Below are 19,343 nucleotides of genomic sequence, written 5' to 3'. Positions count from 1 at the left end.
GCTCATTTCACCACGAAATCGATGCGCCGGTTCTTGGCCTTGCCTTCGTCGGTATCGTTGACGGCAACGGGCTGCGAACTGCCGTATCCGACCGCCTTCAGCCGGTCCGCCGGCAATCCGGCCTTGATCAGATAATCCGCTACCGCCTGCGCGCGCTTTTCCGACAATGCCATATTGGTGTTGTCGTCGCCGTCGCTGTCGGTATGGCCCGCGACCTCGATATTGGCGGTCGGGCAACGCAGCGCGGTTTCGATCAGCCGGTCGAGCAGCCCCATGGAATCCTTGTCGATGGTGGCGCGGCCGGATTCGAACTTGATCCTCGCCTTGCCCAGCAGATCGAAAAACAGTTGCTGGCAGACCGTCGGATCGACGCCGCTGGCGACCGGCTTGACCGACACTTCGGCCTTCGAGGTCCAGCCCTGCGGCAGTTCGCCACCGAGGCCGTCGCGAATCTGATCGGCCGCGACAGCGTAAAGCGCGTCACCCGACAATTTGACTTCGCGGTCCGAGATCACCAGCGACCCGGTCGAGACCCGCGACAATGCGCCCAGCGCCGCAACCACGGCGTTCGAGAACCCCTGCGGCGCGCCGACGCTGGCCTTGAGATTGTCCACCAGCTTTCCGGAGAAAAACTTCCGGCCGACAGCGGCGACGATGGCGGCGTGGACGGCGTTGTCCGGCACATAACCGGCGAGCGTGATCGTGTTGGCGACCGGGTCCTTGTTGGCCTGGAAGACGTAAGGCGGCGCCTTGATCGCATTTTCCTTTACCGAATAGCCTTCGGGCAGATTGCGCAGCGCGGCCACGATGGCTTCGCGGCTGCCGATTTCCCGCGCCAGGCCGCTCAGGCTGACGCTGGTGTCGCTCAGCGCGATCTTGCCTTCCTTGAGCTTGCCGATCTGATCGACCAGCAGCAGCGCGGCGTTGTCGAAACGCGGCGGCGCGCCACGGGCCAGGATCATACGGTCCGACACTTCGGTCCCTCCGGCGACGGCGCGCGTGGCTTCCGCCAGCCGCGCCTTGCTCGCGGGCAGCGGCGCGCTGCCGCCGAGCGTGATCCTGACCACGTCGCGCTCGACCGACCACAGGAACGGTTTGGCTTCGACGATCAGGCGGGTGCCGTCATTCAACAGCCGCACGCCCGCGACAGCTTCGACTTCCGAGGCGGCACTGCGGCGTCCATCTTCCGAGAACGCCTCCGCCGACAGCGAAACGTCGCGGCCGGAGACGGTAATGCGGGTCTTGTCGAGCACATTATCGTTGAGGACGGCGCTTGACCGGGCGGCCAGATCGGCCTCAAGCGGCCCAGTCCCCGTCCAGATCGCCGCGATCCAGAGGAACGCCAGCGGAATGAGCCCTGGCCCCCATTTTCGCGCCCAACTTGCTAATCGGTTCATTCCGGACCTTCACCTGACAGAGTGCAGACAAAACAAACCCTTGCACGGGTGTCAAACTGGAAATGAACGCGGGCCCCATGCCGTCAGGCAAACGTCAAACCGGGCTTTAGGCCGCTGTTTCGGACGCGCGCATAACCGTTTGTTCAACCGTTTCTGCGACATGTCGGTGTCGGATCCTAAAGGATCGGCCCGAGCCATCGCCATGAAGCAGCTTCGCAATCACGTCATCCGCGCGGGCCTCGACGCGCTCTACTTCACCGGCGCGCATCACGTGCTGCGGCCACTGCTGGCCGGCGTCGGCGCTATCTTCATGCTGCACCACGTCCGGCCCGCCCGCGACGATTTGTTCCAGCCCAACCGCCACCTCGAAATCACGCCCGATTTCCTCCGCGAGGTGCTGGCGCATGTCCGCGCGCTGGATGTCGACATCGTTTCCATGGATGAAGCCCACCGCCGGATGCGGGAGCGCGAGTTCGCGCGCCGCTTCGCCTGCTTTACCTTCGACGACGGCTACCGCGACAACCGCGACCACGCCCTCCCCGTGATGCGTGACCATGATGCGCCGTTCACGGTCTATGTCGCGAGCGATTTCGCCGACGGACGCGGCCGATTGTGGTGGGTAGCGCTGGAGCGCGCCATCGCGCGCGCCGACATCATCGAGATCGTGCGCGACGGCGTGACGGTGCGTCTGGCCGCACACGACGCCGCCGCCAAGCAGGCCGCTTTCGACGAGGTGCACGGCTGGCTGCGCGGCATGGCGAACGACAAGCTGGTGCAGGACGAGGTCAGCCGGCTGTGCGCGCAACATGGCGTCGACGATGCAGCCATCGCGCGCGAGCTTTGCATGTCGTGGCAGGAGCTTGCGCCATTCGCCGCTGACCCGCTGGTGAGCATCGGCGCGCATACGATCAGCCACTGCAATCTGGCGCGTGAGACCGAAGCCGAGGCGGTGCATCAGATGCGCGACAGCCGCGCGCGGATCGAGAACGAGTTGCAGCGGCCCGCGCTGCATTTCGCCTATCCCTACGGCGACCGGGCGGCGGCGGCGGCGCGCGAATTCGGCTTCGCCCGCGAGATCGGATTCAAGACAGCCGTCACGACGCGCCCCGGCATGATCTTTCCCGGCAACGCCGCGCACATGACGGCGCTGCCGCGCATTTCACTGAACGGCAATTATCAGAACGTGCGTTTCCTGTCGGTGCTGACCTCGGGCGCCGCCACCGCGATGTGGAACGGCTTCCGCCGCGTCGACGCGGCGTAACCACGTTTCAAACAGAGTCCGCAATCCCGCCATTCCTTGACTCACTCCTTGCCGCTGGCGCTATATCGCCGCCAAAGCAACAGGAGGCGTTATGTTCAAGGATCTGTTTTCACTGAAGGGCCGCATCGCGGTCGTCACCGGCGGCTCGCGCGGCATCGGCAAGATGATCGCTTCGGGCTTTCTCGCCCAGGGCGCTGCGAAGGTCTACATCACCGCGCGCAAGGCCGGCCCCTGCGAGGAAACCGCCAAGGAACTCACCGCCGCCTATGACGGCGAGTGCATCGCGCTGCCGATCGACATGTCCACCGTCGCGGGCTGCGAGACGCTCGCGGCCGAACTCATCAAGCGCGAACCGAAAATCGACATTCTGGTCAACAACGCGGGCGCCGCGTGGGGTGCTGCGTTCGACGAATTCCCGGAAGCCGGCTGGGACAAGGTGATGAACCTGAACGTCAAGTCGCTGTTCTTCCTGACCAAGGCGCTGGCGAAGCCGCTGCGCGCAGCGGCGACCAAGGACAAGCCAGGCAAGGTCATCAACATCGCGTCGATCGACGGCATGTCCGTCAATCCGCTGGAGACCTATTCCTATCAGGCGAGCAAGGCGGCGGTGATCCATCTGACGCGCCGAATGGCCGCCAAACTCATTCACGACAATATCAACGTCACCGCGATCTGCCCGGGCGCGTTCGAGTCCGACATGAATACGGCAGCTCGCGACCATGGCGACGCGGTTGCGAAGGCGATCCCGTCCAAGCGCATCGGCACGCCGGAGGACATGGCAGGCATCGCGATTTATCTCGCATCGCGCGCCGGCGACTATGTGGTCGGCAACGCCATCGCGGTCGACGGCGGCATCGTCTACGCGAATCTCAGCCTGCCGGTCGCGGGGGAGTAAGAGCGATCTTCCACCTCTCCCCGTTTACGGAGAGAGGTGGCGAGCCGTCAGGCGAGCGGGTGAGGAAAAGATTTCAATACGTCTCGACGTGATAACGCCCGCTTTCGCGCATTGCCGGCTTGAGCGCCGCCCAGTCCAGTGATGCCGCGCGGCAGGCGTCGGCGAAGGCTTCATCGACACCGCTTTCCATGCCCTTGAGGCCGCAGATATAGACGTGGGTCTTCTCGTCGCGGAGCAGGGCCGCGATCTGCGGGGCCTCGGTGCGGATGCGATCCTGCACATAAACGCGCGGTTCGTTCGGCACGCGCGAATAGCAGAAGTATTTCGCCAGCAACTTCTCAGGCACTTTCTGCAACGGCCCGAAATACGGCAACTCTTCCGGACGCCGCGCGCCGAAAAACAGAAAAAGCCTGCCTGGCGCGTCGGGCATCGCGCGACGGCGGCGTTCGGTGAAGCCGCGAAACGGCGCGGAGCCCGTGCCGGTGCAGATCATGATGATGTTTGCGGCGGGATCGTCCGGCATCAGGAATGTCGCGCCGAACGGGCCGGTGATTTCCAGCTTCGCGCCGCGCGGCAGGTCGCACAGATAATTCGAGCAGACGCCACCTTCCTCGCGCTTCACGGTGAGCGCGAGATTGTTGGTGTTGGGCTTCTCACCGCCGCGCGGCGACGCCACTGAATAGAGCCGCGCAACATGCGGCTTGCCATTGGCATCCATGCCCGGTGCGACGATGCCGATGCTCTGGCCTTCCAGCACCGGAAATTTCTGGTCGCCGAAATCCAGGATGATATGCCGCACGTCGGAATCGGCATTGGCATCGGTGAGGCGGAAATTTCCGGTGACGGTCGCCGTCGCAGGTTTGCTGCGGTTGTAGAGATTGACCGTCGGCTTGCTGGCGGAATGCGGCGCGACCGGCTTGCCGCCGAGACCCTTGCGCGCCTCCTCCAGCAGCTTCGAGACGTCGTCCTCCAGCGCCTCGATCGCACCGCCCTCGCCCACCGCCACCGCCGCGACCTCTTCCTGCTTCGGCAGTTCTTCCCAGGAATACTGTTCTTCGAGCGAATAGGCTTTGGTCACCACGCGCCAGTTGTCGATCGAGCCCGTGGGGCACGGCGAGATGCAATCCATGCAGTGATTGCAGATGCTGGCATCGACGACATAATTGTTGCCGTCATGCGTCACCGCATTGACCGGACATGTTTCTTCGCAGGTATTGCAGCGAATACATATTTCCGGATCGATGAGGTGCTGCTTCAGCAATTCCTGCGTCGGCGCGTTCATGGGCTTTATCCGTCAGGCCGCGATCTTCACGTATTCGAAGTCGCCGGGCTTGTTGTCGATGCCGACTTTCGGCGGCGCGATCCAGTTCGCGAACTTGCCAGGCTCGGAGACCGGCTCCATCAGCGACGAGATGAAATCGCCGTCGGCGGCGGAGGGCAGATAGTCATGCTTGATCTTCGCCCATTCCGCGTCGCTGACAATGACGCCCTTCGGCGTCGCGTTGACGTTGGTGAACTCGCCGATCTGGCGATGGAACGCGGTGTGCGGAAGTTCGAGCCGGAACTTGACGCCGGTCTTTTCGATCACCTTGTTCCAGCGCTCCACGCCCTTCTCGCAATCCAGCGTGTAGTCGTCGCGCAGCCGCATGTTGAGCGCGGTCAATGCCGGCTCGTCCACCAGCGTGATCTTGCCGTCCACCAGCTTGAGCACCTTGTAGATGTCGTCGGTCAGACGGTGGTCGTCGTCGATCTTGGTTTCCTGGAAGCGGCCTTTCAACCCGGAATTGTAGAAGTTCGCGGCGTTGGTCGAGACTTCCGATCCGAACAGATCGAGCGACAGCGAATAATGCAGGTTCATTTTCTTCTGCATGGTCGGGAGGTCGATGACACCGAGCGCACGGACCTTCTCGATCTCGTTCGGGTCTTCGATGCCGGCTTCCTTCATCGCATCGCAAGTGCGCTGAAGAATCCGACTCACTCCGGTCTCGCCGACGAACATATGGTGCGCTTCTTCGGTCAGCATGAAGCGGCAGGTGCGCGACAGCGGATCGAAGCCGGATTGCGCGAGCGACTCGAGCTGCATCTTGCCGTCGCGGTCCGTGAAGAAGGTGAACATGAAGAACGACAGCCAGTCCGGCGTCGCTTCGTTGAACGCGCCCAGCATGCGCGGCGCATCCTCGTCGCCGGAACGGCGGCGCAGCAAGTCATCGGCTTCCTCGCGGCCGTCGCGGCCGAAATACTTCTGGAGCAGATAAACCATCGCCCAGAGATGGCGGCCTTCCTCGACATTGACCTGAAACAGATTGCGCATGTCGTAGAGCGACGGCGCGGTCTTGCCCAGATGCCGCTGCTGCTCGACGGAGGCGGGTTCGGTGTCGCCCTGGATCACAACCAGACGGCGCAGCATGGCGCGGTATTCGCCCGGCACTTCCTGCCATGCCTTCTCGCCCTTGTGCTGGCCGAAGTTCACCTGACGCTGTTCGTCCTGCGGCGCCAGCAACACGCCCCAGCGATATTCCGGCATCCGCACGTAATCGAATTTGGCCCAGCCCTTCGGATCAACACTGATCGCGGTGCGTAAATAAACCAGCGATTCCTGGAAACCTTCCGGTCCCATGTCGTTCCACCAGTCGAGATAGCCCGGGTGCCAGCCTTCCAGCGCTTTCAGCACCTGACGATCTTCCGCGAGATTGACGTTGTTCGGAATCTTGGTGGTGTAATCGACGTTCATGATGTTCATGGCGTGCTCCTGTTGTGCACTTTTGTTTCAGCTATCGGCCGCGGCGGCTGGCCGATGAAAATGTCTCAAACCCGCGTCATGTCGAACTGCGCTTTCACGCCGGTGCCGTAGCGCAGCAACGCGCCTTCCGGTCCGACCGCATTCGGGCGCTGGAAAATCCAGTTCTGCCACGCCGTGAGGCGCGAGAAGATTTTCGATTCCATGGTCTCGGGACCGGCAAAGCGTAAATTCGCTTCCATGCCGGTGAGGCTGTCGGGGGAAAACGACGCGCGCTCCTCGAAGAACACGCGCACCTCGTCGTCCCAGTCGATGTCGTCGAGCGCGAAGGTGACGAGGCCCAGTTCCTCGGCGGTCTCGGCGTCGAGCGCTTCGCCGATCTTAGCCTTCGCCGTGTCCACGTCGGACGGATCGGCCTGAAACCGCGACTCCAGCCGCGTCAGCCCGTGGCTCATCGGATAGGCGCCGAAATTCGCCGATGACAGAATGATCTCGGCGGGCGCTCGGTTGTCGCCCTGCTTCTCACCGATCAGCATGTAAGAGCGGTCTGCCGCGAACACGAGTTCGGCCAGCGTGCCGACGAAGCACGAGCCGGGCTCAACAAGCGTCACCAGCGTGCGCGAGGTGACGTCGACGCGCTTGAGCACGCGCTTCCAGTAATGCCGGATTTCGTTGACCAGCCAGTGCGACTTGTTGGCATCGAGGAAAGTGTCATACGCCAGCACCCGCGCACGCTCGCCGTGCGACTTGAACACGAACATCGCCGTCTCAAGCTCGTTGATACGCAAATGAAGAATCGCGTCGTCGAGTTCGCGCGCCACCTGCAACGGCCAGAAGTCCGCGCCCTGCGCCGTCATGCCCGCAACATCGGCGGGCGCATCCTTTTCCGGCGCCTTGATCGTGATGGTCGCGATGCGCTCGGCGCGGTTGAGATCGACGCTGACGAAGCCATAGCGGATACCGTTCTCGGTGAACTCGCGCTTCAGCGGTTTCAGCGCGATGCCGCTACCCTCGCCGTTGCGCTTCGAGCTTGCGGCGAATTCCCTGGCGCGATCCGCGACCTTGGCTTCGAGCTTGGAGTTGGACACGATTTCGTCCACCAGCCGCCACTGCACGGCGCGCTTGCCCTTGATGCCTTCCTCGATGGTGCAGAAGAAATCCGCATGGTCGCGACGCACCTTGCGCTTGTCGACCACGCGCGTGAGGCCGCCGGTGCCGGGCAGCACCGCGAGCAGCGGCACCTCGGGTAGCGCGACCGCGGCTGCGCCATCGTCCGCCATGATGATATGATCGGTGGCGAGCGCAAGTTCGTAGCCGCCGCCCGCCGCAGTGCCGTTCACGACAGTGATGAAACGCTGGCCCGAATTCTCGCTGGAGTCTTCGAGGCCGTTGCGGGTCTCGTTGGTGAATTTGCAGAAGTTCACTTTATGCGCGTGGGTCGATCCGGCGAGCATCCGGATATTCGCGCCGGCGCAAAACACGCGGTTCTTGCCGGAGCGCATCACCACCGCCTTCACGCCCGGATGCTCGAAGCGCAGCCGCTGCACGGCGTCCGCCAGTTCGATGTCGACGCCGAGGTCGTAGGAATTGAGCTTGAGAAGATAGCCCTCGAACAGGCCGCCGTTCTCGTCCACATCCATGGTCAGGGTGGCAACATCGCCCGCGACATCGAGCTTCCAATGCCGGTATTTCGACGGCTCGGTCTGGAAATCGATAAAGGTCGCGCTGTTGGCGAGTTTCCGGTCTTCGGCGGCCATGAGTAATCCTCGATATGGCTGAAATCTGAATTATAATGCACAATAGTGCAGTTTTTTACCCCTGTCCAGCGGTATACTGCCATCAACATGCATTTTTATGCATGTCAGGCAGCGCGCTCCAGGGCGCCTTCGCCATGCAGGGACAACAGCCGGTTCGCGAATTCCGCCGCCGCTTTCAGGGTCATCTCGGGTGCTTCGCGTTGAGGGGAATGCCCCGCGTCGGGAATGATCGTCGCGTCCACCGGGCAATAGCACTCGGCCTCCGCGATCTCGATGTGCCGCAGCGTGCCGTACTGATCGTCCGCGCCCTGGATGATCGCGACGGGCACACGCACATAGGCAAGGGATTCCGAAATATCCCAGTCGCGGAATTTCGGATCGAGCCAGACATCGGCCCAGCCGTTGAAAGCGTCGTCGGCATCCTTGTGCCAGCGCGCGAGTTTCGGCTTGAGATCGGCGGTATCGTAATTCTGTTTGGTCTTCGCGATAGAGGCGAGCCCGAATTCCTCGACAATAAAATGCGGCGCGATCAGCATGACGCCGCGCACGCGGTGATCCTGCACCCCGCCGGCATAGATCGTTGCGATCGACGCGCCATCGGAATGGCCAAGCAGCAATCCGCGGCGGAAGCCGATGGCGTCGAGCACCTTCGGCAGCACATCGAGCGCTTCGATCTCCATGAAGTTCAGCGGACGCGGCAGCTTCGCAGGCGAGGAGTTGCCGTAACCCGCGCGCGAATAAACGAACACGCCGGCGCCGGTGGCGGCTTGCAGCTTCTCGGGAAAGTCGCCCCACAGCCCGACCGAGCCGAGACCTTCATGCAGCATCACAATGGTCGGCGCCTTGTCAGGCATCGGCCCGATCATGCGGTATTCGAGTTCGCTCGCACCGATAGCCAGCGTGCCGGAGGGTTGCAGCGTCATTGTCGTTGTCCCTTATTATCAGCCGCGCAGCTTGAAGCGCTGGATTTTTCCGGTCGCGGTTTTCGGCAAGCTCTCCACCACCTCGATCCAGCGCGGATATTTCCACGGCCCGATCTTCTGCTTGACGTGCTCCTTCAGAGCGCCGTTGAGGTCGCTCACCGACGCACCCTGCTTCAGCACGACGAACGCTTTCGGCTTCAGCAGGCCCTCGGAATCTTCCGCAGGCACCACGGCGGCTTCCGCCACGGCCGGATGGGTGATCAGCGCGCTCTCGACTTCGAACGGCGACACCCAGATGCCGGAGACCTTGAACATGTCGTCGGAACGGCCACAGTAGGTGTAACGGCCTTCCGCATCGCGCGTGTACTTGTCGCCGGTGCGGGTCCAGCCGCCCTCGAATGTCTGGCGGCTCTTGCTGCGCTGGTTCCAGTAGCCCTCGCCCGCCGATGGCGCATTGACGATCAGTTCGCCGACTTCGCCGTCCGGCACATCCGCGCCCGTGTCATTGACAAGGCGCACCGCATAGCCCGGCACGGGCTTGCCCGATGTGCCGTACTTGATGTCGCCCGGCGCGTTGGACAGAAAGATGTGCAAGAGTTCGGTGGAGCCGACGCCGTCGAGAATATCGACCCCGAAACGCTGCTTCCAGTTCTCCCCGACCAGTTCGGGCAGTGCCTCGCCGGCGGAGGTGCAGACGCGCAGACGTTTGGTGCGTGGCTCGTTCTTGAACGCTTCCTCGTTCAGCATCGCCGCGAACAGCGTCGGCACGCCGAAGAAGATGCTCGGGTCGTGCTTGCGGATCAGCTCGAACATCACCTGCGGTGTCGGGCGCTCGGGATTGAGGATCGTGGTCGCGCCGACCGACATCGGAAACGTCAGCGCGTTGCCGAGGCCGTAGGCGAAAAACAGTTTCGCCGCCGAGAGACCCACATCGTCCTCGCGGATGCCGAGAACTTTTTTCGCATAGGTCTCCGCCGTCGCCTCAAGATTGGAATGCAGATGACGCACGCCTTTCGGCATTCCGGTCGAGCCCGAAGAATAGAGCCAGAACGCAGGCTCGTCGGGATGGGTCGCTGCGGTCGCGAATTGATCGCTCTCTTTCGCGAGTTCATCCTTCAGCGACAGATAGCCGTTTGCAGCCGCGCCGGAGACAACGACATGCTGCAAGTCCGGCATCCGGCCGAGCACATCCTTGACCACCGGCAGCAGCGCCTCGGAGATAAAGAGAACCCGCGCGCGGCAATCCGCCAGCACGTAGGCGTATTGTTCGGCGGTCAGCAGCGTGTTGAGCGGCACCGGCACGATGCCGGCGCGGATCGCGCCCAAAAACACGACGGGAAAATCGACGGTGTCGAGCATCATCATCGCGACGCGCTCTTCCCGCCGCACGCCGAGGCGCTTCAGCACATTCGCAAGCCGCCGCGTCTGCGCCTGCAACGCGCCATAGGTGATCTCGGAGACCGGATCCTTGAACACGACCTTGGCCCCGCGCCCCGCATCCACATTGCGGTCGAGCAGATAGGTCACGGCATTGTATGTGCCGGGTGAATCGCTCATGACTTCCATGCCGGGCTGATGCCCGGCCCCATCCCGATGCCCACGGCGTTTCGCTCCACGTTTCTAATTTAGAATTATAATTCACATAAAGTCACCCTACGCGCTTGCTGTCAACCTTTTCCGGCATTATGTTTCAGGTTGATCTGCGAATGACCGGGATCCGAAACACGACATGACCTTGCAGGCAGAGCCGGAAAACCAGTTTCTTGAACAACTTGGCCAGCGCGTCCGCACCATGCGCGCGCTGCGCGGCATGTCGCGCAAGGTGCTCGCCAAGGTGTCCGGAATCTCCGAGCGCTACATCGCGCAGCTCGAAAGCGGCAAGGGCAACGTCTCCATCGTGCTGCTGCGGCGGGTGTCGGCCGCGATGGGCGCGCATGTGGAGGATCTGATCCCGACCGCCGACACGAGCCCGGACTGGCTGGTGATCCGCGACCTGATGCGCAACGCGACGCCGGCCCAGATCGCGCAGGCCAAGGATATTCTCTCGGGCAACGGATCGGCGCGGCACGGCAACAGTTTCGCAGGCATTGCACTGATCGGCCTGCGCGGCGCGGGCAAGTCGACGCTCGGAAAATTGCTGGCGAAAAAGATCGGCTGGACCTTCATCGAGCTCAACAAGGAGATCGAGCAGCAGAACGGCCTCTCCGTCGCCGAAATCATCGCGCTCTACGGCCAGGAAGGCTTCCGCCGCATGGAGCAGGCCGCGCTGGCGCAACTGCTGGCCCGCAACGAGCCGATCGTGCTGGCGACCGGCGGCGGCATCGTCTCCGAGCCGGTGACGTTCGATCTGGTGCTGTCGTCGTTCTACACGGTGTGGCTGAAGGCGAAACCTGAAGAGCACATGGGGCGCGTGCGCAAGCAGGGCGATTTGCGGCCGATGGCCGACGACCGCTCCGCGATGCAGGAACTGCGCACCATCCTCTTGAGCCGCGAACCGCTCTATGCGCGCGCCGCCGCGCAGGTCGATACGGCGGGCCTCGGCATCGAGGCGGCTGCCGCGCGTCTGGCTGAAACCGTCGCGCCCATGCTGGCGAAACAATCGCTTGCCGCAGCTCCGCGCACCGTCGCCGCGCGATGAGCGCCGCTCTGGACATCATCGAACCGCCGACTGCGACGACCGGAGCCGGAGCGAAACGGCACACGCGGACGCTGGCGGATGTGCTGGCCGCGCGCGGGCTCAAAGCAGCAGGCATGATCGTCGTGCGCAACACGCTGCATCCCTCCGACATGTCGAACGATTTCCGAAACCTTGACGACGTCATCGCCGCCAACGCGCTGCCGATGCTCGACCGGATGCAGGACGGCCCGTGCATCGCGCACGAGGCGCTGGTGCTGTCGTTCGCCGCGCTCGATGCGAGCCGCGCAAGGCTGACGGGATTTCGCCGCTTCATGATGCGGCGCGCGGGCATCGTGCCGGCGGATATTGTCTACGACTACGACGCCGCGCATCTGCTGCACGCCTTCATCGCCCGCGCCCATGCGCCGGTGTTTTACGATGCGTTCGACGAGGATGGACTTGAGGATTTGATCGGCGCGCTCGTCGTGCAATGGCCGCAGCCGGTGGAGCGGCATATCGTCGATGCGGGCGATGCAGGGCTGGTGGTCGCGAATTAATCCCTGTCGTCATCCTGAGGTGCGAGCTCTTGCGAGCTTCGCTACCGGGTGACGGCAAGAATTACCGCGCCGCCTCACACTCCGAGATGTTGCTCCAGCAGTTCCTGTTTCTCCGCCAGCACAGCGGGCGTGCCGTCGAACACCACGGTGCCCTTCGACAGCATCACCATGCGGTCGGCGATTTTCGACAGGCTGCGAAAATCCTTGTCGACCACGATGGTCGCGACGCCTTCGGCGCGGATCACGCCGAGCGTCTTCCAGATGTCCTTAGCAACGAGCGGCGCAAGGCCTTCGGTGGCCTCGTCGATCAGGATCAGGTCGGGATTGGTCATCAGCGCGCGACCGATGGTGAGCATCTGCTGCTCGCCGCCTGACAGTTGATGCCCGCCGTTGGTGCGCCGCGCATGCAGGCGCGGAAACAACTCGTAGATCTTGTCCAGCGTCCAGACCCGGCGTCCGTCGGTGCCGGGCCGCGCGGCCATGATGAGATTTTCAACCACCGACAACGATCCGAAAACGCCGCGGCCTTCCGGCACCAGCGCCACGCCGGCGCGCGCGATCATCTCCGGTGCTGCCCGCATGATGTCGCGGCCATTGAGATCGACTTTCCCGCGCCGGTCGGCGACCAGCCCCATCAGCGAACGCAACAGCGTGGTCTTGCCCATGCCGTTGCGGCCAAGCAGCGCCACCTGTTCGCCGCGTGCAATCGTGAAGCCGATGCCGTGCAGCACCTGCCCCGCGCCGTAGAACGCCTCGAGTTTCTGCACATCGAGAAGTGCGCTCATGCCGCGGCCTCCTCGACGCCGAGATATGCGACGCGCACGGCGGGATCGACGCGAACCTGCTGCGGCGATCCGCTGGCGATGACATGGCCGTCCGCCATCACCGTCAGGCGATCCGCCAGTTCGAACACCGCATCCATGTCATGTTCGACCACCAGCACCGCGCGGCCTTTCTTCAGCGACGCGATCAGGTCGACTACCTTGCGCGCTTCGGATTGGCCCATGCCCGCAAGCGGCTCATCGAGCAGGATGATGCGCGGCTGCGTCGCCAGCACCATCGCGATCTCGAGCTGCCGCTGTTCGCCGTGGGACAGATGCGTGGCGATCATCCGCGCGCGCGCCGCGAGTCCGGCCTGCTCCAGCGCGTCAGTTGTGCGGTGATTGACATCAGCGTCTGAAAACACGTTGCCGAACATTTTCAGCGGCGACGCGGCATGGGCCTGCGCCGCCAGCCGCACGTTCTCCTGCGCGGTGAACTGCGGGAAGATCGTGGTCTTCTGATAGGACCGCCCAAGCCCCGCGCGGGCGCGGCGATCCGGCGCGAACCGCGTGATGTCCTGAAATCCGGAAGCGGTCTGGCCGCTCAGCAGAACCTCTCCCGCGCTCGGCGTGAGATCGCCGGACAGAAGATTGATCAGCGTGGATTTGCCCGCGCCGTTCGGCCCGATCACGGCATGGATTTCGCCGACATGAACGTCGAGCGAGACATCCGCGACGGCCGTGAGCCCGCCGAAATGTTTCTTCAGACCTGTCGCGCGAAGCGCGATTTGCGGCTCAGCCATGACGAGCCTCCGTCGCTTTGGAAACGGGGACGGATTGCTTCGGGACATCCTTGTCCGACTCCACATCCTGCGCCGGAAGAATCATGTTGAGCAGGTCACGCACGCCGTTCGGCAGCGCCAGCACGATCAGGATGATGATCAGGCCTTCTGCAAGCTTCCAGTGTTCGGTGAGCGCCTTCAGCACCTCTTCCAGCCCGATCAGCACCAGCGCGCCCACCAGCGGCCCCGCCACCGAGCGCAATCCGCCGATCAGCACCATCACCAGCACCGTGGCCGACAGATGCCAGCCCAGCATCTGCGGCGCGACGAAGCCGAATTGCGCGGCGGCGAAATAGCCCGCGATCCCGGCAATCGCGCCCGAGATGATGAAAGCGGTCAGCCGCACACGGAACACCGGGAAGCCCAACGCGCGCGCGCGACGCTCGTTGTCGCGCGCCGCCGCCAACGCATGGCCGAACGGCGAGCGCACGATCATGGTGAGCAGCGCGATCACCGCCACCAGCACCGCCAGCACCACGAAGTAATAGGCCATCGGCTTTTCGAGATTGAGCAGCGTGATGTTGCCGAGCATCATCGATGGCTTGTTGTAGATAAACGCGCCGTCGGAGCCGCCGGCGAACTTGGCATCGTGAAACAGGAAGAACAGCATCTCGCCGAAGGCCAGCGTCACCATGATGAAGTAGATGCCGCGCGTGCGCAGCGCGAGCGAGCCGATAGCGGCGGCGGTGGTGGCGGACGCCGCGACCGCGAGCGGCAGCGTCCACCACAATGAGGCGGGATCGTATTTCGGCGAGGCCAGCGCCAGCACATAGCCCGCGATGCCGAAAAATGCCGCATGGCACAGGCTGACAAGCCCGCCATAGCCGACCACCAGATTGAGCGACATCGCCAGGATGCCCATGATGAGCGCCTTGCTGACGAACTGCACATAGTATGTGGGTGCGATGAACGGCAGCGCGACGGCGAGCGCGAGAAGGATCGCGGGAACCAACCACACGCGCGAATTTGTTTGCGCATTCATGCGGTCAAATCTCCCGCCGACCGAGAATGCCGTTCGGACGCCACAGAAGGACCGCCGCCATCAGTACGTAAATCAGAACGCTGGACACGCTAGGGAAAAACACCTTGCCGAATGTATCGGTGAGGCCGATCAGGAGCGCGCCGATGGCCGCGCCGCCGATCGAGCCGATGCCGCCGAGCACGACCACGACGAACGACAGGATGAGCATGCTGTCGCCCATGCCGGGATAGACAGTCGATACCGGCGCAACGACGATGCCGCCGAGAGCGGCGAGCGCGATGCCGACCGCGAACACGTAGCGGTTCACGGTATCGAAATTGATGCCGAGGGTGCGCGTCATCTCGCGGTTCTCCGCACCGGCACGCACGATCATGCCGATTTTGGTGCGCGTGATGACAAGGAAGATCACAGCGGCGGCGATCAGGCAGAACACGCAGATCGCCAGCCGATAAACCGGATAGGACAGGTTGTCGGTGAGCTGGATGGCGCCGCGCAGTCCTTCCGGCGGCAGCACCGAATGCACATCCTTGCCGAACAGCAGTTGCCGGACTTCATCGATCACCAGGATGAGACCGAACGACAGCAGCACCTGCGCGAGATGATCGCGGCCATACAGCCTGCGGATGAAAACCGTTTCCAGCAGCAGCCCGACCACGAAAGCGATGGCCACGCCGCCGGCCAGCGCGATCCAGAAGCTGCCGGTATAGGCCGCGATCCAGTAGGCCAGATACGCGCCCAGCATGTAGAACGCGCCGTGCGCAAGATTGATGACGCCGAGAATGCCGAACACCAGCGTCAATCCGCTGGCGACCAGGAACAGGACCATTCCATACTGGATCGCATTCAGAAGCTGAACGCCGAGCGTCACGAGGTCCATTGCGAAATTCCGGACGAAGCAATCATAAAGAGGCTTTCAACAATATCAGGCCGTCATTGCCGGGGCTTGACCCGGCAATCCATCGCTCGATGAACTTTTGTCTTTAGATGGATGGCCGGGTCAAGCCCGGCCATGACACCGTGTGCGGATCGATCTACAGCGCCCGCCTCAAATCAGGATCACGTCATCTTGCAGCCGCGCGCCGGATCGTCGACAGCGGCCTGCGCAATCGAGACCATCTCGTTGCGGCCGTTGCGGACCTCACGCAGGTAGATGTTCTGTATCGGGTTGTGCGCCTTGTTGAAGCTCAAGGGGCCGCGCGGTGAATCGATCTTCGCGGAACCCATCGCCGCGATCATCTTGTCGCGCGCGCCGGCATCGCCGCCCACCGCCGTGAGGCCGATGTCGTAGAGTGCGGCGGCGTCATAGCCCTGCACGGCATAGATGTCGCCATCCAGATTGGTCTTGGCCTTGAACGCTTTCAGGAACGCGACGTTCGCGGGATTGTCGAGATTGTCGGCGTAATGCAGCGTGGTCTTGATGCCGTTGGCGGCTTCGCCCTGCGCCTGAATGGTGCCGTCGGTGAGGAACCCCGCGCCGTAGAGCGGAATGGACTTGTTGAGACCCGCTGCTGCGTAATCCTTGACGAACTTCACGGCGCCGCCGCCGGCGAAGAACGAGAACACCGCGTCCGGCTTCAGTGTCGCGATGCGGGTGATCAATGCCTGGAATTCCACTTCGGGGAACGGCAGCGTCAGATCCTCAACGATCTTGCCGCCGGATTTCGTGAAATTCTCAGTGAAAGCGCCGATCATTTCCGCGCCGGCGGTGTAGCGCCAGGTGATGGTGACGACGTTCTTGATGCCGGCATCGAACAGCACCTTGCCGGCGGGGAATGTGGTCTGCCAGTTCGAGAACGAGGTCCGGAACACATTCGGCGCGCACAGCGGGCCGGTGGCGTCGTTGGCGCCTGCATTGGGAATGATCATCATTGTGTTGGTGTCGCGCGCGACCTTGACCATCGCCATCGCGACGCCGGAATGCACGGTGCCGACAACGATGTCGGCTTTCTCCCGGCCGACGAGGCGGTTCATGTTGTCGGTGGCGGCTTCGGGCTTGGATTCGTCATCCACCTGCACGAACACGATCTCGCGTCCGCCGAGCTTGCCGCCCTTCTGTTCGACATAGAGCTTGAAGCCGTTGTCGATGAACTGGCCGAGCTTCGCGAATGTGCCGGTGTAAGGCAGCATCAGGCCGACCTTGAGCGGCGCCTTTTGCGCGATCGCGGGGCTGAACAGGCGCGGCGTCACCGCCAGCGTGGCCGCACCGGCGGCGCCGGACAACAGCGTTCTCCGGGTGACTTTCAGAATCTGATTGGACTTGATCTCGTTGGACATGGACGTGGCTCCCTCTCGTTTTTTGATTGTTTGAATGTCGTCGGGCCGTTCAGGCTCCGGGCGCAACCGCCCGCTTTTTGAATTTCCCTATGCAGGCTGCAATCTCTCGATTGCAGCACATATCTCCTGCCGTCTCCAGCGCCGTCTCCTGCAACGAAAGTGGCAGATCGTCGCCCTCCGTGGGGTCAGACCGGACATCCGATCCAGTCGCCGCCATCATCGTCATCGAGCCTCGCGCGTTCGGATGCGCGGCGCGACAGCACCGCGCGCTGATTGATGTAACCCTTGTCGGTGATCTCGCCGTCGTCCACCGACGGCAATTCGGCCATCAGCAACGCCCGCGTCGCAAAGCTCGATGAGCCGCCGCCGTTTGCCTTCAGCCGCGACAGGCCCAGAGCGATTGCATCTCGCACGACCTGTGCGCCCAGCACATCGGCCACGGCGGCGTCGGGCAATTGCGCCAGCGCGCGGCAGGCCGGAATGTTGGGAAAGACCAGGAAGCGGACGTCGTTCGCGTCATGACCCGTGACCACGATGTCCTGCGCCAGCGGCGCGAGTGCGGCGATGCCGGCGACGCGCAGCGCACCGACACTGACCCAGGTGCCGGAGGTGAGCTTGAAATCCTCGGCGACGCGGCCGTCGAAGAACAATCCAAGTTCGGGACGCGCGGGGTCGGCGAACGCCATCGCATCGCCCATCAGATAGAAGCCGTCGCTGTCGAACGCTTTCGCGGTCTGCTCCGGTGCCTTCCAGTAACCCGGCGTCACGTTCGGCCCGCGCACCCGCACCTCGAGCTTGTCGCCCGCAGGCACCAGCTTGATATCAGTTCCGGGGACAGGCACGCCGATGTTGCCGGAACGCTGCGCCTGAAAGTGACAGTCGGTAGCGAGCGGCGCGGTTTCCGTCGAGCCCCACGCCGACACCATCGGGACAGCGTGTCCGACGGTGGCGACGGACAGCGCTTCCAGTGCGTCCCATAAATTCTGCGGCAGCGCCGCGCCTGCATAGAACATGAACTTCACGCCGGTAAAGAAACGGCGGCGCAGATCGTCATCCTCGCGCAATGCCGCGATCAGCATGTCGTAACCGCGCGGCACGTTGAAATACACCGTCGGGATCACGTCGCGCAGATTCGCCAGCGACAGCGCGAACAGGCCCGGCGCAGGTTTGCCACCGTCGATGTAAAGCGTGCCACCGTTGCGCAGCACACAGTTGAAATTGTGGTTGGCCCCGAACGTATGGCTCCACGGCAGCCAGTCCAGAATTGTCAGCCCGCCGTCGTCGAGAAACGGCCAGACCTGCGCCTTGGCGGCCTGGTTCGAGGTCATCATGCGCTGCGTGTTGATGACGGCCTTCGGCGTCCCGGTCGAGCCGGACGTGAACAGCAGTTTGGCGACGGTGTCAGGTGTGATCCCCGCGAAGGCGCGCGCCACATCGGCGCTCTCAGGTGTCGCCGCCACCGACGAGAACGCAAGCGCGCCCTCGAAGCCGTCGGGATTGCCCGCGACAATGGTGGCGCTGTGCAGTGGCGCGATGGCGTTGAGCGCCGGCGCGAACAGTTTCGCATTCGAGACATAGATCGCGCCGGGGTCCAGCAGCGAGATCATACCCTTCAGCTTGTCGAAATCCTTCGAGACCAGCGAATAGGCCGGCGACAGCGACGCCGCCGGCACGCCGACATGCATCGCCGCCAGCATGAAGACGGCATGGTCGATGGAGTTGTCGGATAAAATCGCGAGCGGGCGTTCCGCGCTCATGCCCTGCGCGAGAATCCACGAGGCGGCGGCGCGCACGCGCAACCGCGCATCGCGATAGGTCAGCCGGGTCCACGGCGCATCGGCGCTCGCACGCTCGGCCAGAAAAACTGTCTCGGGAGTCTCGCGCGCCCATTGCTCCAGCCAGTCGCCAGCGCAGCGCGCGTAGGATTGCAGCGGCGTCGCCGACCTGAGCCAGATGCTGCCGTCGGCCTTACGCTCGGCCACGATCGCAGGCGTCGCGAACAGCGCCTGCGGATCGCTGCGACGATGGGCGGTGGCCGGCGTCATGACGCCGGACGCAGGATCGGATTCGTCGCGGGTGCGGCGAACGCAAACATGGGTGGTCCCTCTCCTCGGCGACTGCACTTGAGAATAATAATGCAGTTCTCTTTGTCGCTCTTTGGCGATTGATGCAATATAATGCAGATCGAGGGCAACCTGTCAATCGCTCCGTGGCGGCCCAAGGCGCGCAGCCAATTGCCTGAATTTTAATCGTCCGCCCCGTTCCGGACGACGCTTTCGGCCCCCGGCAGGAGCGGCGATCATCGCTCAAGCCTCTGCCTTTAATCGGGAATTCGAGGAT

15 protein-coding genes and 1 pseudogene are annotated in these 19,343 nt (G+C 63.3%); 4 read left to right on the top strand and 12 right to left on the bottom strand.

Annotated features, from left to right (window positions below):
* Positions 1-2: 2 nt before the first annotated feature.
* Positions 3-1,397, bottom strand: a complete 1,395-nt coding sequence (locus AC1RKJ_RS14690) for an OmpA family protein (RefSeq protein ID WP_492791671.1) — start codon at positions 1,395-1,397, stop codon at positions 3-5.
* Positions 1,398-1,599: 202 nt separating this feature from the next.
* On the opposite strand from AC1RKJ_RS14690, the gene AC1RKJ_RS14685 reads away from it, so the two are divergent.
* Both AC1RKJ_RS14685 and AC1RKJ_RS14680 read left to right on the top strand, forming a co-directional pair.
* Positions 1,600-2,658, top strand: coding sequence for a polysaccharide deacetylase family protein (locus AC1RKJ_RS14685; protein ID WP_492791670.1), 1,059 nt, complete (start codon positions 1,600-1,602; stop codon positions 2,656-2,658).
* Positions 2,659-2,749: 91 nt separating this feature from the next.
* The gene (locus tag AC1RKJ_RS14680; protein WP_492791669.1) at positions 2,750-3,553 is read left to right on the top strand and encodes an SDR family NAD(P)-dependent oxidoreductase; all 804 of its coding nucleotides are present in this window, start codon (positions 2,750-2,752) and stop codon (positions 3,551-3,553) included.
* Between the two features lie 73 nt (positions 3,554-3,626).
* Here the strand turns inward: AC1RKJ_RS14680 and boxA are convergent, their stop codons facing one another.
* The 5 genes from boxA to AC1RKJ_RS14655 all read right to left on the bottom strand — a co-directional run bounded on the left by boxA (position 3,627) and on the right by AC1RKJ_RS14655 (position 10,527).
* The gene (boxA, locus tag AC1RKJ_RS14675; RefSeq protein ID WP_492791668.1) at positions 3,627-4,835 is read right to left on the bottom strand and encodes a benzoyl-CoA 2,3-epoxidase subunit BoxA; all 1,209 of its coding nucleotides are present in this window, start codon (positions 4,833-4,835) and stop codon (positions 3,627-3,629) included.
* Between the two features lie 12 nt (positions 4,836-4,847).
* Positions 4,848-6,293, bottom strand: coding sequence for a benzoyl-CoA 2,3-epoxidase subunit BoxB (boxB, locus tag AC1RKJ_RS14670; RefSeq protein ID WP_492791667.1), 1,446 nt, complete (start codon positions 6,291-6,293; stop codon positions 4,848-4,850).
* 65 nt (positions 6,294-6,358) lie between these two features.
* A complete protein-coding gene (boxC, locus tag AC1RKJ_RS14665) occupies positions 6,359-8,047 on the bottom strand; it encodes a 2,3-epoxybenzoyl-CoA dihydrolase (protein ID WP_492791666.1) in 1,689 nt (562 codons plus the stop codon).
* Positions 8,048-8,151: 104 nt separating this feature from the next.
* Complete coding sequence (locus AC1RKJ_RS14660; protein WP_492791665.1) at positions 8,152-8,970, bottom strand: alpha/beta fold hydrolase; 819 nt, start codon at positions 8,968-8,970, stop codon at positions 8,152-8,154.
* Positions 8,971-8,988: 18 nt separating this feature from the next.
* Positions 8,989-10,527: a benzoate-CoA ligase family protein gene (locus AC1RKJ_RS14655; protein WP_492791664.1), complete on the bottom strand. Its 1,539-nt coding sequence runs from the start codon at positions 10,525-10,527 to the stop codon at positions 8,989-8,991.
* A 145-nt stretch (positions 10,528-10,672) separates the two neighbouring features.
* Here AC1RKJ_RS14655 and AC1RKJ_RS14650 point away from each other — a divergent pair.
* Both AC1RKJ_RS14650 and AC1RKJ_RS14645 read left to right on the top strand, forming a co-directional pair.
* Positions 10,673-11,608 (top strand): annotated as a pseudogene (locus tag AC1RKJ_RS14650) (helix-turn-helix transcriptional regulator); the annotation flags it as partial.
* Positions 11,605-12,144: a hypothetical protein gene (locus AC1RKJ_RS14645; RefSeq protein ID WP_492791663.1), complete on the top strand. Its 540-nt coding sequence runs from the start codon at positions 11,605-11,607 to the stop codon at positions 12,142-12,144. The pseudogene AC1RKJ_RS14650 and the gene AC1RKJ_RS14645, both read left to right, overlap by 4 nt.
* A 74-nt stretch (positions 12,145-12,218) precedes the next feature.
* On the opposite strand, the gene AC1RKJ_RS14640 is transcribed toward AC1RKJ_RS14645, so the two are convergent.
* The 6 genes from AC1RKJ_RS14640 to AC1RKJ_RS14615 form a co-directional block, all read right to left on the bottom strand.
* Positions 12,219-12,929: an ABC transporter ATP-binding protein gene (locus AC1RKJ_RS14640; RefSeq protein ID WP_492791662.1), complete on the bottom strand. Its 711-nt coding sequence runs from the start codon at positions 12,927-12,929 to the stop codon at positions 12,219-12,221.
* Positions 12,926-13,708, bottom strand: a complete 783-nt coding sequence (locus tag AC1RKJ_RS14635) for an ABC transporter ATP-binding protein (protein ID WP_492791661.1) — start codon at positions 13,706-13,708, stop codon at positions 12,926-12,928. The genes AC1RKJ_RS14640 and AC1RKJ_RS14635 overlap by 4 nt, the downstream gene beginning before the upstream one ends.
* On the bottom strand, positions 13,701-14,729 hold the full coding sequence (locus AC1RKJ_RS14630; protein ID WP_492791660.1) for a branched-chain amino acid ABC transporter permease: 1,029 nt from the start codon (positions 14,727-14,729) through the stop codon (positions 13,701-13,703). Before AC1RKJ_RS14630 ends, AC1RKJ_RS14635 begins: the two co-directional genes overlap by 8 nt.
* A gap of 4 nt (positions 14,730-14,733) precedes the next feature.
* Positions 14,734-15,606 carry a branched-chain amino acid ABC transporter permease gene (locus tag AC1RKJ_RS14625; protein WP_492791659.1) on the bottom strand — a complete coding sequence of 291 codons (873 nt, stop codon included), beginning with the start codon at positions 15,604-15,606 and terminating at the stop codon, positions 14,734-14,736.
* 179 nt (positions 15,607-15,785) lie between these two features.
* The gene (locus AC1RKJ_RS14620; RefSeq protein ID WP_492791658.1) at positions 15,786-17,003 is read right to left on the bottom strand and encodes an ABC transporter substrate-binding protein; all 1,218 of its coding nucleotides are present in this window, start codon (positions 17,001-17,003) and stop codon (positions 15,786-15,788) included.
* 185 nt (positions 17,004-17,188) lie between these two features.
* On the bottom strand, positions 17,189-19,048 hold the full coding sequence (locus AC1RKJ_RS14615; RefSeq protein WP_492791657.1) for a feruloyl-CoA synthase: 1,860 nt from the start codon (positions 19,046-19,048) through the stop codon (positions 17,189-17,191).
* Positions 19,049-19,343 lie beyond the last annotated feature (295 nt).

Source organism: Afipia sp. GW822-FHT04G07 (assembly GCF_058800765.1).
Note: the sequence above shows the minus strand (reverse complement) of the source record. Positions and strands in the feature narration are given on the sequence as shown.